The sequence below is a fragment of the cyanobacterium endosymbiont of Epithemia clementina EcSB genome (assembly GCF_029919255.1).
GTDB lineage: Bacteria > Cyanobacteriota > Cyanobacteriia > Cyanobacteriales > Microcystaceae > Rippkaea.
Genome location: NZ_CP123991.1, coordinates 3040831 through 3056005 on the forward strand (window position 1 = coordinate 3040831; position 15175 = coordinate 3056005).

Genomic DNA, 15175 nt, shown 5'->3' on the forward strand with positions numbered 1-15175 from the left:
CCTTAATCATTAGCTGAGATTAGTTAGGCCATTTCCATTGAGTTATTTCCGGTTTATCGATACCATTTTCATATGCATAAGCCTTATGTTCTATAATAGCATTCTTCATACGTTCATGAACATAAGCAGCGGCTGACCCCAATTTAGGAACACGGTGAATGACATCAATCACTAAATTAAAGCGATCAACTTGATTATTTATTGCTAATTCGAGGGGGGTATTAATGTTACCCTTTTCCTTATAACCACGAACATGAAGGTTCACATGATTGGTACGACGATAGGTTAACTTATGAATTAACCAAGGATAGCCATGAAAGTTAAAAATAATAGGCTTATCCTTAGTAAACAGGTTATCAAAATCCCAATCTGAAAGTCCATGGGGATGTTCACGTTGCGGTTGTAATTTAAACAAGTCAACTACATTAACAAACCGTACTTTTAACTTAGGAAATTCTTCTCGTAAAATAGCAGTAGCGGCTAAAGTTTCCTTAGTGGCAATGTCACCACAACATGCCATAACCACATCAGGGATATCAAGTTCTGTGCCACAATCATCGTTACTAGCCCAATCCCAAATACCAATACCCTTAGTACAATGTTCAATGGCTTTCTCTATGCTTAGATATTGGAGGTGTTTTTGTTTATCGGAAACGATGACGTTAACGTAGTTCTTACTTCGCAAACAATGATCTCCAACAGACAGTAAACAGTTAGCGTCAGGGGGAAAATACACCCGCACTACATCTGCACTCTTATTGGTAACAAGATCAACATACCCTGGATCTTGGTGACTAAACCCATTATGATCCTGCCGCCAAACAGTGGAAGATAACATGATATTTAGGGAAGAAATTGATGCCCGCCAAGAAACTTGATTTTTGCAGATATCAAGCCATTTAGCATGTTGGTTAAACATTGAGTCAACCACGTGAGCAAACGCTTCATAGGTGTGGAAAAATCCGTGACGACCTGTTAATAAATAGCCTTCTAACCATCCTTGTAGGGTATGTTCGCTCAGTATTTCCATTACCCGTCCATCAGTGGTAATTTCGGTGCCGTCGGCATCTTCAGGGAGAATATCAGCCATCCAGACTTTTTTACTTGCTTCGTAAATAGTGCTGAGACGATTAGATGCAGTCTCATCAGGGCCAAAAACACGGAAGTTAGTCATGTTGTTAGCCATGATATCCCGTAGAAAGTTCCCAAACACGAAAGTATTTCCCACCTCTATTGTTCCAGGTTTGTTTACCTCAACCTTATAGTTACGGAAGTCAGGCATTTTGAGGTCTTTACGGAGTAACCCTCCATTGGCGTGAGGGTTAGCACTGATGCGGCGGTAGCTGGTGGGGGCAAGTTTCTGTAATTCGGGAATTAATGTACCATTTTCATCAAAAAGTTCTTCGGGTTTGTAGCTCTTCATCCAGTCTTCAAGAACTTTTAAATGAGCAGTATTATTGTGCATTCCTGATAAGGGAACTTGATGTGATCGCCAGAAATTTTCTGTCTTTTTGCCATCTACTTCTTTAGGACCTGTCCATCCTTTTGGAGAACGTAAAACAATCATTGGCCACATGGGACGTTTAGCTATCCCACTACTATACGCTTCTTGTTGAATTCGTTTAATTTCTTTGATCGCTGCTTCCAGGGTAGCGGCCATTTTCTGGTGCATTACTTCAGGATCAGAGCCTTCGACAAAGTAAGGTTTATAACCATATCCCTTGAAGAGACATTCTAGTTCTTCATGACTAATACGAGCAAAAATTGTCGGATTGGCAATCTTATAGCCGTTGAGGTGCAAAATAGGTAGCACAGCACCATCGCGGATGGGGTTTAGGAATTTATTGGAATGCCAAGAAGTGGCTAACGGTCCAGTTTCTGCTTCTCCATCTCCTACCACGGCGACAACGATAAGATTGGGGTTATCTAAAGCCGCACCATAGGCATGGGAGAGACAATAGCCCAATTCTCCCCCTTCATGAATTGATCCAGGAATTTCTGGAGTACAATGGCTACCAGTTCCCCCAGGGAAGGAAAACTGCTTGAAAAACTTTTTCATTCCCTCCTCATCTTGGCTTTTATCAGGGTAAGTCTCAGAATAGGTTCCTTCAAGATACACTGGACCGAGTATTCCGGGCGCACCGTGACCAGGACCTGCCATATAGATCGCGTCTAAATCATATTTTTTAATCAGGCGATTGAGGTGGATATAAATAAAACTCAAACCAGGACTTGTTCCCCAATGTCCTAACAAACGGTTTTTAATATGTTCTTCCTTCAAAGGTTCTTTGAGTAAAGGATTATCTTGTAGGTAAATCATCCCAACAGCAAGGTAGTTACAAGCTTGCCAATAAGCATGAATTTTTTGCAACTCGCTGCTCGAAAGAGGAGTTTGTTCTAAGGTTAGTCTTTCCGGTGTGGCTGTCATGAGTTATCGTTTTAAAATTGGATTTTAAGTTAATCGTTGTCAATCAGTTACTGTTCAGTATAATCTTTTGTAGACTTGTTCCCTTGTCAAAGAACAAAATAACTATAATAGGATGGCAACTATAGCTTTATTAAGCCTAGCTGTGACAAAATTCTGATAAAAAACTGAAAGTATTGCTTTGAAGAGTTTCTAAAACTATCAGAACTAAATTCTGATAAAGATTAAGTTTTTGGAGTTACAGAATTCTATTAAAATGAGAGTTTTGACAGACAATGCAATCAAATGAAATTTTTTTTAGTTATGGGATTTTATCATTCTGATAAAAGAATAAAAAAATGAAAGGGGTTACTGAATTCATAAAAATTAGCCTAAAACTCATAAAATGTTAATAATTAGGCTTCACTTAAGATATAAGTCACGGGAGATACAGTATTGTAAGAACAAATAGTCTTTTTTGATTGCTTTCAAGATAAAGTATTGTACATTTAATTTTAGGAGTTTATTTTATGGCAACTGTCAAAGTTGGTATTAACGGTTTTGGCCGAATTGGGAGATTAGTCTTTCGTGCTGGTGTCCATAACCCTGACTTTGAATTTCTCGGCATTAATGACTTAATTCCTCCGGACAACATTGCTTATCTACTCAAATATGACTCTACCCATGGGCGCTTTAATGGGACGGTGGAAGCCAAAGAAGATGGTATTGTTGTCAATGGTAAATTTATTCCTTGTTTTTCTGTCAGAAATCCTGAAGAATTGCCTTGGGGAGAAAAAGGTATTGATTATGTACTGGAATCTACGGGATTGTTTACCACCTACGATGCAGCCAGCAAACACCTCAAAGCTGGAGCCAAACGGGTAGTGATTTCTGCTCCCACCAAAGATCCCGGGAAAGTTCGGACAATCGTGATGGGAGTCAATGATGGCGAATATAACTTCACTACAGATTACATTGTATCTAATGCCAGTTGTACCACAAATTGTTTAGCTCCCATTGCTAAGGTGATTAATGATAACTTCGGCTTGGCCGAAGGGTTAATGACCACGGTACATTCCGTAACTGCAACTCAGCCCACCGTAGATGGTCCTAGTAAAAAAGCTTTTCGGGAAGGACGAGGAGCCGGGCAGAATATTATTCCAACTTCTACTGGAGCAGCTAAAGCTGTTACCTTGGTTATTCCAGAGTTAAAAGGAAAATTGACAGGGATGGCGTTACGAGTTCCAACTCCTGATGTTTCTGTGGTTGATCTAACTTTTAAGACCACTCAACCTACAAGTTATAAAAACATTTGTGCAGCAATGAAAGCTGCTGCTGAAGGGCCATTAAAAGGTGTTTTGAACTATACTGACGAGGATGTGGTATCCATGGACTTTAATGGGGATCATCATTCAAGTATTTTTGATGCCAAAGCAGGAATTGAACTTAACTCTAATTTCTTTAAAGTTGTATCTTGGTATGACAATGAATGGGGTTATTCTTCTCGGATATTAGATTTAATAACAATGATGGCAGCTAAAGAGTCAGAAGCAATGACTGCTGTTTAGTCTTTATGGCTCTTCTAGACTAGCTGTGGAAGAGCCATAATAGGTTATATTATTTCTTTTTCAGACTTCTAATGTAGAAGTTGTTGGGTTCGATTCTAATTGATTAATTTAAACGATAACATCTAGTCTTCTATCATAGTTTTTTAACTAGTATTAATAATCTGCTCCTCTGTCGTAACCTCTAACCCTCAAATGTTAGCTATAATTGAACTATGAACACCTTCAATACTGGGTTACCTTTTTTTATTAAAACTATTGGAGATTCCTCCCGATTAAGTCAGGATTTATCTGTCACCTCAATCAAATGAAGACTCTTAAATGGGAATACTTCACTATCGAGAGGTTTAGTAGTTTTACGAAGTATTTCCTGAAAAACTGGGCATCACAAATTGGCTTATAGTCAGACTAGAGAAAAGGATGATGTTGGAATTTACTTAGTAAGCCGACTCTAACGAGTTGAAGCCAGTCTAAAGACTGAAGAGAATCAATAATAGGTTATCCTAGTTAAGGAAGTGGACTGATTGTTACATGAATGCTCTTGACTCTTAAGAGATTTGACTATAGAGAATCTCCCTGAGATGAGTTAGGTGACAAACTTAAATTAGAATGTGTGTACTCTAGTGATCGTGGTTCAGTCATCATCCCGACAGTGATAACACTCTACTGGCTATCTCAGATTGAATCGGCAGATCGCCTTTGGGTTGGGGAAAAGGCCTGGATACTGAGCCAACTCAAAAAAAAAGGCTATCCAGTTTTTCCTGGATTTGTTATCGGCTCAGAAACTTGGGGAGAATTCTTGGGAAGGTTAGACGATTCCACCTCTTTATTGGCGGATTTTCCCACATCCTCCCTGTATTTTGATGTAGATAACTTTAGGTCCCTGCAGTTAGCAGCACAACAAAGTCGTCAAGCTATTGTTCATACCTATTTCCCTGATCAATGGAGAAAGATTATTGCACAAGCCGTTGAGCAGTTGCCTAGCAACTTTTTAATAGTACAGGGTTCTCTAGGAAATTCTTTGGGCATTAAACAAGAGTTTGCTAACTTAATCGTGCCTCAAGTCTGTAAAAAGTTACCCCAAGATTTAGAATTAGCCATTAAACAAATTTGGTGTCAGTTGTTGAGCGCGCAAAGCCTATTTTATGGGCAACGAATGGACATTTCCATTGAAAAGTTAAATCTAGGGGTTTTGGTTCAACCGTTAACCAATGTGATCGTCTCAAGTATTGTTACCGTGTCTCCCAAAACTTTTGAAATACAAGCCACTTGGGGTTTACCCCAAAGTTTATGGGGAGGGGAAGTCTTGCCTGATCGCTTTGTCTTTGATCGCACTACTAGCCTAGTTATTGATAGAGAATTAGGGAATAAAACCCGTGCTTATCGACTCGAAAATAAAGACGTGTCCCGCGATGTTAACTATCTTGAAAGCCCTCTAGGAGCTTATGTGTTGAGTTCTCCTCAACAAGAGCAATACTGTCTCGATGAATCCATCCTGAGTCAAATCTATCCATTACTTGAGGATCTTAGTCAAGATGAGTTATCTTGGAGTTCTTTAGAATGGACATGGCTTGAATCTGAGCATTCCCAACTTCCAACTTTAGCTATCACTGAGATTATTCCTGGTGTCTCAAGTTCCCAAGTTCATCCATTGTCTTTTCGAAAACAACCAATAATCGTGGAAAATCAACCCCTCCTGAGAGGAATTGGGGCAGCCCCTGGTCGTACCCAAGGATTAATTCAAATAATAACTGGGGAAATTGCCCCCAGCCCCCCGTCTTCTCAGAAGAGTGTCATTGTCACTAAAGAGATTCACCCCTCCCAATTACCTTTGTTAAAACAAGCGGTAGGAGTAATCACTGAACAAGGAGGAATGACTAGTCATGCAGCTATTTTAGCCAGAGAATTAAATATCCCTGCGGTGGTTGGAGTGTCGAGGGCAACAAAATTACTTAAAACTGGTGACTCTATAATTCTAGATGGTAGAAGTGGAACAATTTATTATCATACATCACCCCAAAATGATATTTCCCTTACTTTTTCCTTGAATTCCCGGGAGATGTCTTCAAAATTGTCTTATCCTATTGCTACCCAATTAATGGTCAATGTTAGTCAACCAAGTTCTTTGGTCAAGGCCATAGATTTACCCATTGATGGTATTGGATTGGTTCGATCAGAATTGATGCTATTAAACTTATGTTCTCCTAAGTCCCTAGAGCAATGGCTTCATGAATCCGAACCTACACAGATTGTTGAACAAATTTGTGAATGTATTCGCGAGTTTACGACTAGTTTTACTCCCCGTCCTGTGTTTTATCGGTCTTTTGATGGTCAATCATGCCAAGGAATTAATGCTACAGTTAGAGGTGACTGTCGGGGAACAGCTAGTTATTTACTTAATCCAACTCTTTTTGACTGGGAATTGAGGGCATTAGCTCAAGTTCAAGCACAAGGATTTCATAATCTCCGTTTAATTCTACCGTTTGTTCGCAGTGTAGCGGAATTTCGCTTTTGTCGTCATCGAGTGGAACAAGCAGGATTAATGGAATCCAAAACTTTTGAGTTGTGGATCATGGCAGAAGTTCCCTCGGTTCTTTTTGAATTAGAGGAATACGTTAATACAGGAGTTCAAGGAATTGCAATTGGAACCAATGATTTAGTTCCATTACTGTTTGGAGTTGAACGAGATAATCCCGAGTTCAGTGATACTGCCCAACCTTGTCCAATTGTGTTAAAAAAAGTTCTGAAACAGTTCATCAAAAAGTCTCATCAGTTGGGAATTTCGTGTAGTTTATGTGGCCAAGCAGCTAGTCAATATCCCGATCTTGTTGAGGATTTAGTCCAGTGGGGAATTACCAACATTTCGGTAGAAACTGAAGCGGTAGAACGAACTTATCAAGCAATCGCTAGAGCTGAAAAAAAATTACTTTTAGAATTTATCAGACAACAAAGAAAAAACTAATTTGAAAGCTGTCCTATTCAGACATATGCTTCATGGTTGATAATAACAATTATCTCGTATTAGTTATTTTAAACTAAATGAGTTAACTCAAATAGGTATGAAATATAAAAATACTATAAAAAAAAGTAATTGCTGGATAGTAGACTGCCTGAAAGTCTGGCTAACATAATTAGAAAGGTAAAAACTATCAAAGTTGACTAGCGACACCAAAATTTTCTCCAGAATGAGAACGCAGACATTACATCTAGCAGACATTACATCTAAATGTAAGAGGCTAAGAAAGTTAAAGAGATTACAGATTGGATGGAACTATTAGAAAATACAATTTAAAAAACAATTTCTAGATAAATTATTTAAGAAAGAAAAGAATAGCGGGATTCGCTAGTAAATGGAAGAAAAAAATAAAATTTTTTTTAAGAAATTTTTATGGAGAGACAAATTTACTTATGGTATCTATTTGTTTTGAATATAAACAATCAAAATTCACTACCCAAAAAATTAGTCAAATTAGTTTTAAATAGCTAAAAATAAAAAGTACTAAAAACGAGTAAAATAACTGCTTTATATCCTATATTAAAAATGTATAAAATCTAACAAACTTTAGATAAAAAGATATATAAAACTAAAAAGTACAAAAAATAAAAAAGAATAGATATGGTTATCATTCTTGGTAATTACTCGATACATACAAGTGGTTTATTGAAAGTAAAATTGAAGCAACGGGAAAAGTTCAGCTATAAAAGCACAGGTTATCTACGCAATCTATTAATTTAGTCAGCAAACGTAAAATTTATTTTCAAAAATTATATTTTAATCTATTACTACGCGAATAACGCTAGATTTTAAACGCTGTTATTCTTGTTAAGATCTCTCTTAGTACATGAGGAAGTTGACGCTCATCTCATATAGTAAGCGCCAATAATCGAGATTGATATTTTTGTTTAAACGCAGCATAATACAAGGTTGTCTTAGCTTTTAAGTCTAAAAATAGAAAAAGTTTTTTAGGTAAATATAGATAAGCAATCAGTATAGAAAAAATGTTAATATAACAGTTATAAAGACTCCAGTTTATCGAATTTTTAATCTTAGATAAATTTTCAAATTGGTCCTTAACTGTTTAACTGTTTAACTGTTTAACTGTTTAAATTTTAACACGCTTACCAAGTAAGATTTTATCAATCAGTTTTACTAACTTTTACTTTATCATCTGTCGATGAAAGGGAATTACTTGAAGTCCTTGTTGATACAGCTTTTCAAAGAGTTCTTGAGAAGAATATACTCTGCCTCCCAATAATTTGCTAATAATGTACCAATTAAATATTGCATTAACTTAGGAAGTAGTTTACGGTCATCGATGTTGCCTAGAGTTAACTTAAAAATCAATATTTACTACAATAGTTTATGATTAAATGCGTTTTAAATCCGTAATGTCATCTTACAGGATTTTAGAGGTATTCAACTAAGCCTTCAAAAACTCAGTGTACTCTTCGGATTAGAATTAATGAAACTAATTTTTGTAATTTTTACTGTGCGAGTCTGTAAAAAACAGCATATTAAAATCATTGTCTAGCACATGAGCTCTATAAAGCGATGATAGCTGACTTTTTAGAAAATGCTTTTTTATAAAAGGGTAAAGAAATCGAACTCATGTTCTTACAATAGAAAATTAATCTGTATTCATTTGAGATTTATCATTTATCATTATGTTTAAATAAAAAATTATTAATGGTTTCAATAATCTCTGAGATTATCACTAAAAACTTAGATGTGATCTATTTCCATATAATCGTAAAAATTTATACAAGTAAGCCATAATTTTTGACTTTTATAGTAGTTAGTTTTAACTTAGCTTCAATTGCTTTTAATTCAGTACTTATTTTGTTTATTTTCTAGTTAATTATTTTTCATTTGTATTATGTATAAAATATCCACTGTTGCAATAGTAAGATTTTGTTGTTCCAACTCTAGAATAAATCAATCAAAGTTCTTCTAGACCAGCTGTAAAAAAATAATAACAAATAAAAGTTAAAATTTTGCCAAGCAAGACTTTTAACTTTTATTTGTTATAAAAATCAAGTTTTTGTAGTTATAGAGTACAATCATGATAATAGTTTTGGAAGTGATTAGCTACTGATTTATTATTTTACGTCTATAAAGTCTATATATTGTTCTAAATTTGGAACATCTACCGAGCAGTTCTTATCACTTGCTTCATAGGCTAGATCCATTATTAATTGAGAATAAACTCCTTCATATAAAGAGGGAGTTAAAGACTTTCCTTGATCAATACTTTCTACCCAACGATCAAGAACTCGAATAAATGGGGCTAATCGTCCATCGGCAAAGACCTCAGAGAATGCTAATCGTTTAGGAATTTCAACTTCTGTTAGCGGTTGACCTGCGGGGGCAGCTTGTAAATGGAAGCCATGAACATAGTCTTTTAGGTTATCACTTCCTAAGACTAAAGTACCACGATCACCATATACTTCTACCCAGTGTCCGCGTCCATTATAAGTTACTGAACTGAGGGATACTTGACACGGGATTCCATCGTCCAATTCCAACATCAATAAACACGTATCATCAGTATTAACAGGCTTAAACTTATTATTATCTTTAGGATCAGGACGTTCTTTGATTGCACAAACTATTTGAGCTGATAATCGTTTAACAGGTCCAAATAACCAGTGAATATAATCAAAAGAATGGGAGCCAATCGCCCCTAAAACTCCTCCTCCTTGATTCCGACGGGAATACCAATTCCAAGCAAGTTCTGGGTTTGCACGACTCGCTACTAACCAATCAATTTTAATCAGGCGAATTCGTCCCACATAATTCTGTTGTAAATATTCCGATAAAAGTTGCCATGCAGGAACATAACGAAACTCAAAATCTGTTGTGACAACTAATTCTTTTTGTTGCGCTAGATGATAAAGTTCTTTTGCTTCTTGCGCTGACATCGCCATAGGTTTTTCTAAAAGTAGATGTTTACCTGCTTCCAAAATTTGTTTACCCATTTTATAGTGGAGAAACGGAGGTGTGGAAAGACTAACAGCATCAATTTCACGTAGAGATAAAAGTTTTTCAAAATTATCAAAATAATAGGGGATCTGGTAAGAATCTGCTATGGCTTTGGATTTTTCTAAGTCACGATTGTAAACAGCAATTACCTCGGTGCGAGAATGGTGTTTCAACCCTGGAATATGGACAGCTTTACCAAAACCAGTTCCGATAACAGCGACATGAACAGTTGACATAATTCTTGTTTTAATTGATATTAATAATTATCGCATAGCAGTTTGTTATCTATTTTTTAACAACCACTCTATTTTATGAATATACCATGACTTTAAATTTAAAAATGGGATATTATATCGTATATAATAAAAACCTTCATAAGATTTATTCAGACACATTTAAGCATTGAGACATTTTTAGATATCTTAATGCTTAAATGTATCTAAATAACTGTCCTCTTCAATAAGGAGGTACCCGTGATGAAGTAGTAATTTCATCATGGGCAATCTGTACTAACTTCAATTAGAATTACGAAGATATCTCTTTTATAAACTCGGGTAAATAGTCTATGAACTCCGTTGACAACGAAGTACTTTTTATAGTTTTACTCACCTCATTTTTTTCATTATTTCTCATGGTTTCTCTGGTATTTTAAGTCTATTGTTATGATAACTAACCTAACTTTTCAGAAACTAATTTAAGCCAAGCTTTGACGCTTACAAAATTTCATAGAAAAAAAGTAAAATAAAAGTAATAGTTAAACTTTTTTTATGGAAGAGAGGAAGAAACTTAAATTTTTTGTCAAGGAAATTCAACAGAAGTTAGTTTGGCAGCATGGGGGAGTCTTAACCCTAATCTCTTTTGTAGAAGACGGAAAAATTCAGGGGATTCTAAACGAATAGAATGGGCTAGGTAGAGCAGTTTTATTACATGAACTCGATCCTCTGGTGAGACATAAAGTCCTCCATTACCATCAACCACAATAATCAATCGATTAAGAGTAGCTGGAAAAATCCTGACCACTTCCTTATCTGAAAACACTAGAGAATTGGAAGCTGGAGAATGGGGATACATCAAGACTAATTAGAAGACGGGAACATTTGCTGTCCTCCAGGATTTCCTATACTCAGAGAATAAGCAAGTTAACCTCTTTGGTGTAGAGTTCGTAATGTCATTAGTGGCAATATCCACAGGGGCGCCTTTATCAATTGTGACTTTAAAGTGACACATGATAGGGTTTCCTAGGGAATCGCACCGTCAGGACTGTCCGTTCCTCAATTTCGTAGTTATCGGTCAAAACTTGTTCTAGAGTTTAGAAACCTATGTTACCAAAATCAAAAGCTAATCAAGGAATCTTACAGAAATAAAGTTGCTGATAGACAGAGAAAAAGTTTTATTCCCCCCTAAAATGATTACAAAGACCATATTTGTGTCTTTTTTAGGAAGAAAAAGATAGTCAATACAAGTATGATAAACAAGCCTTCAGGGTTAGAAATAGCGGAGAAGTCCCCCTCGGTCAGTTCATAATACCATCCTACAACTATGGGCTGTCGGCTTGTCACGCAATTCAAAAACAATTTGACAGCCAAAGGTAGGTATCGTTAAAAATGATACCTACCTTTGGCACAACAGGCTGTCTTATATCAAGATTTACTTAAACTAAAGATTTAAAAGTTGTTCTCTTTTTTTTCTTCAATTTGTTCTTTTTAAAATTAATTACTTTAAGCTTTTTTAAAATTTAACTAAAACATTCTTATAGATAGAATCGTAAAGTAGTTGTTCCTTTGAGATCTAAGAACAAAGGTTTGATAAACTCCGTCTACAGACGTATTTAGAGGTTGATTGCTAACTGATACTTAAACAGAGGTTAAGTGAGTAGAAATATTATACATCCATTGGAAATAAAGAGTTAGTCTCCGCAGAAAAAGAAGAAGTCTCAAAGAAACCTGTAAAGTTTTAACGATTTTTCCTGATAATCTTTCACAGCGTTGAATATTTTTTTCGGCTTTCCAAGTTTTCAACCAGACAACAGGAAAAGTTTTTTGTTTAGTTTCAGGGAGCTCTAAGGCACAAACAGCAAATTTAGCAATATTCTGGTTTACATCTAGACAATTAGCCTACTTTTTCCTGTGAGCCAATCAGTTTACTCTGTCTAGTTAGTTGAAAACTAACTAGACAGAGTAAATACAAAATAACGAGAATTATAAATTAAAGTTTAAATTTACTTTTTGTAAAGACAATCACTTAATTTTTTGCATTTAAGAATAATGATTGTTAATCATACTAAGTGAATAACCTTAAAGAAACGTCAAAAAAGCAAACTATTTTACGCATCTAAATTAAAGCAAGATAAATTTTATTTATATTTGTCTTAAGCAATATTTTGTAGGGTAATTTTTTTAAAAAAATCTGTTTATCTACTTTAGTTTTTAATTAAACTATCTATATTTAGTTTTAAACATTTAAACGGTAATTTAATGGAACTTTATCCAAAACTATTCATATTCACCAACTCATTATTTTTTTTAAAAAAATATATATATCGAAATTTTAAAAATAAAGTTTAAAGTTTAATTTTTAACTAAAAAAATTGCCTTTCATGAAAAAAACTACAATATTTTTAAGTTATATTAAATATTGTTCAATTTAACTCTTAGTATCAAATGCTTAACTCAGTTTAACGAATAACATTCTAAATCTAGAAGGATTTACTATTACTAACTATCATATTTTAAATGAGATTTAATCAATTATTGTCAATAAGAAAATCTTTAAAAAAATTAAAGTAGCTAAAAACTTATAAATAAAAGATATATACTAATATCAAAATCCAACCATATATTTATAATTTAATCGGTTTAGTTTCATGATTGGTTACTCCTACTACTTTTTGGACAGTTCGATTTTTTTAAAAAGCTACGATTTTATAATCTATCTACTTATTATCTGACAGATATTCTCCTCTTTATTTATATTTAACACATCTTCTCTAAGACTAGAAAAATTTTTAAACCTTATTCAATCTTAGCTTTCTCTTCGTGACTCAGACTTTCTTTTTTCTTGAACAAAGAATATTTACTAGGAGTTGTAGCCATTCTTCTATTTTTCTTATTTTATTTTTAAATTTTTTATCTGTTTCATTATGTGAAATATTTTTACTACTACTTTAGTATTAGAAAGTATTTCTTTGATGAAACTCTTATAGAACATTCAATAATCTATACTAAACTTCTTATCTTTAGTTCAATGCCTCGAAAACTAAGTTTTAAGAAAATTACGCTACTATCTCTTGATTTATTTCTTATAAAAGAGCTATAGATTTTTAACTTTCTATACTTACTTAGACTGTCGTATCTTTTCTTTTTTTTAGAAAAGTTATTTCATCTTTACTAAGCAAAATAATCTTTGTCTATATGTAAAAATAAGTATTTGATATATCAGTGTACACAAAACAACTATACTTTGATTCTGTTGCCATATTTCTTTTGGGAAAGCCATAAATCTTAAGAAAAATTTAGGGAGTGTTACGCCATGCTAATAAATAAAAGCCTATATATTGCGGGCTACAGCCTTATAAAAATTTTGGCTGAGGTCATAAACAATCAAAAGTTGACCTAATGTGCCTTACTTAGTATTTTTTCGGTAAAAAGTCTTTTAAACAACAAGTGTTTAATAATATTCATGGGTTAAAAAAGGTACTTTTACCACTTGTCCTATTGCTTTTCCTATTTGAATGTTTAATCCCACTCCTCCTGCTTTAGTGCTAATATAAGCTAACCCCCAAAAATTTTGATTAATTTCAGTAAAACTAGTCAAAATCCCTACTTTTTTACTACCCAAAATAATCGGAGTGTCTGGTAGAATATCTTGACTTAACTTAACTCCCCATAGTCTTTGTTTGACTCCTTTATAAGTGTTTAGACGAGCAATGGTTTCTTGCCCAATATAACAGCCCTTTTCAAAGGAAATAGTTCGCCATAACCCTGCTTCTAGGGGATTATAATCTTCTGTTAATTCTTGATCATAAACTGGTCTTCCTTGTCGTATTCGCAATTGTTCCCATACGCGATCACCGATAGGAATAATTCCTAATTGCATTAATTGCTCCCAAACAGTTTTGGCTTGATTGATTGGAATAATTAAGGTATAACCGGGGATAGCTAAACCACTTCCCACAGCTATCCTCATAGAAGCTCCTCCCATAGTCGTTAAATAATGACTTTCTGGTGGAAGTTCAGCTAAACCATTAATTCCGCCTTCTTTTAGTAATGTAGTACATTCAGAACCAATTAAGGTAAAAACAATATTTTTCTCGGAAACATCTGTAATTTTCACCTTATCCATGGGAAAGATGTATCGGTCCATCCACTCCATCAAGAAGTGACGACGGTTTGGGGAAACTAAAATCAAGATTGAGTCGTCTGTGACGTAAGCTGTGACTAAGTCAATAATTCTACCAGTAGAATTGACGAAAACGGTATCACAAGCTAGTCCTGGTTTTAATTTATTAATATTATTAGTAGTTTGATTATGAAGAAAACGTAAGCGATCATCTCCTGTGAGTTTTAGTAGTCCCCAATGACTGCAATCATAAATGACCGCCCGGTCATAAGCTGTTTTAAAGCCTTCACCATCATTACTAAAACTATTAATTCTTGTCTCATTGTCTATCAAAATTGCCCCGGATTGTCTTTGAATTTTACGTAATTCTTGTATCATATAAATATAATTTTGTACTAGATTAACTAGTTAGTCAACTAAATATTTAGTGTACAATCCGTTAAACTTTTTTGTCTAACCGTTGCCACTCAACTTTTCCTGTTTCATAGATTATGACTAACATCAAATACCTGCTAATCAACTGTTACAGAAAAAATCTTACGTCTGAGCACATACATATCATAATCTATAAATTAAACTTCAATATAAAATTATTATTTACTTTTTGTAAAAGATTTTTTTATAAGTCAAACATTGTTAATAACCAGGATAAATAATTTTATCTTTTTCATAAATTGTCTTTTGACTTATTTTTTATAAATGTTTACGCAGGTTATTCATCACCTGAATAAAAACAGGTTAAATGATAACTTCTACTTTTTGTAGTATTCTCTATATTTTAAGATATGAGTTTTATTATTGCAATTAGTCTTTTAATTAAAATTAAAAGACTAATTGCAATAATCCAAAAAATTAAGAAAATATTTAATGGAATTTAATTTTTTC

At 34.2% G+C, this 15175-nt stretch carries 6 protein-coding genes; 2 read left to right on the forward strand and 4 right to left on the reverse strand.

All coding sequences use genetic code 11. The features are described from left to right. Window positions 1–19 precede the first annotated feature (19 nt). Entirely contained in the window at window positions 20–2428 is a 2409-nt protein-coding gene (locus tag P3F56_RS10165) for a phosphoketolase family protein (RefSeq protein ID WP_281152728.1), read from the reverse strand. A 506-nt stretch (window positions 2429–2934) separates the two neighbouring features. Between P3F56_RS10165 and gap the strand changes: the two genes are divergently transcribed. Together gap and P3F56_RS10175 are read left to right on the forward strand one after the other, a co-directional pair. Next, window positions 2935–3972, forward strand: coding sequence for a type I glyceraldehyde-3-phosphate dehydrogenase (gene gap / locus P3F56_RS10170; RefSeq protein ID WP_281152729.1), 1038 nt, complete (start codon window positions 2935–2937; stop codon window positions 3970–3972). Between the two features lie 649 nt (window positions 3973–4621). After that, a complete protein-coding gene (locus P3F56_RS10175; protein WP_281152730.1) occupies window positions 4622–6931 on the forward strand; it encodes a putative PEP-binding protein in 2310 nt (769 codons plus the stop codon). A 2138-nt stretch (window positions 6932–9069) separates the two neighbouring features. Here the strand turns inward: P3F56_RS10175 and P3F56_RS10180 are convergent. The 3 genes from P3F56_RS10180 to ygfZ form a co-directional block, all read right to left on the reverse strand. After that, a complete protein-coding gene (locus P3F56_RS10180) occupies window positions 9070–10188 on the reverse strand; it encodes a Gfo/Idh/MocA family protein (RefSeq protein ID WP_281152731.1) in 1119 nt (372 codons plus the stop codon). Window positions 10189–10750: 562 nt separating this feature from the next. Next, the gene (locus P3F56_RS10185; protein ID WP_281152732.1) at window positions 10751–11023 is read right to left on the reverse strand and encodes a diacylglycerol kinase catalytic domain-containing protein; all 273 of its coding nucleotides are present in this window, start codon (window positions 11021–11023) and stop codon (window positions 10751–10753) included. A gap of 2595 nt (window positions 11024–13618) precedes the next feature. Then, a complete protein-coding gene (gene ygfZ, locus P3F56_RS10190) occupies window positions 13619–14668 on the reverse strand; it encodes a CAF17-like 4Fe-4S cluster assembly/insertion protein YgfZ (protein WP_281152733.1) in 1050 nt (349 codons plus the stop codon). Between the last annotated feature and the right edge of the window lie 507 nt (window positions 14669–15175).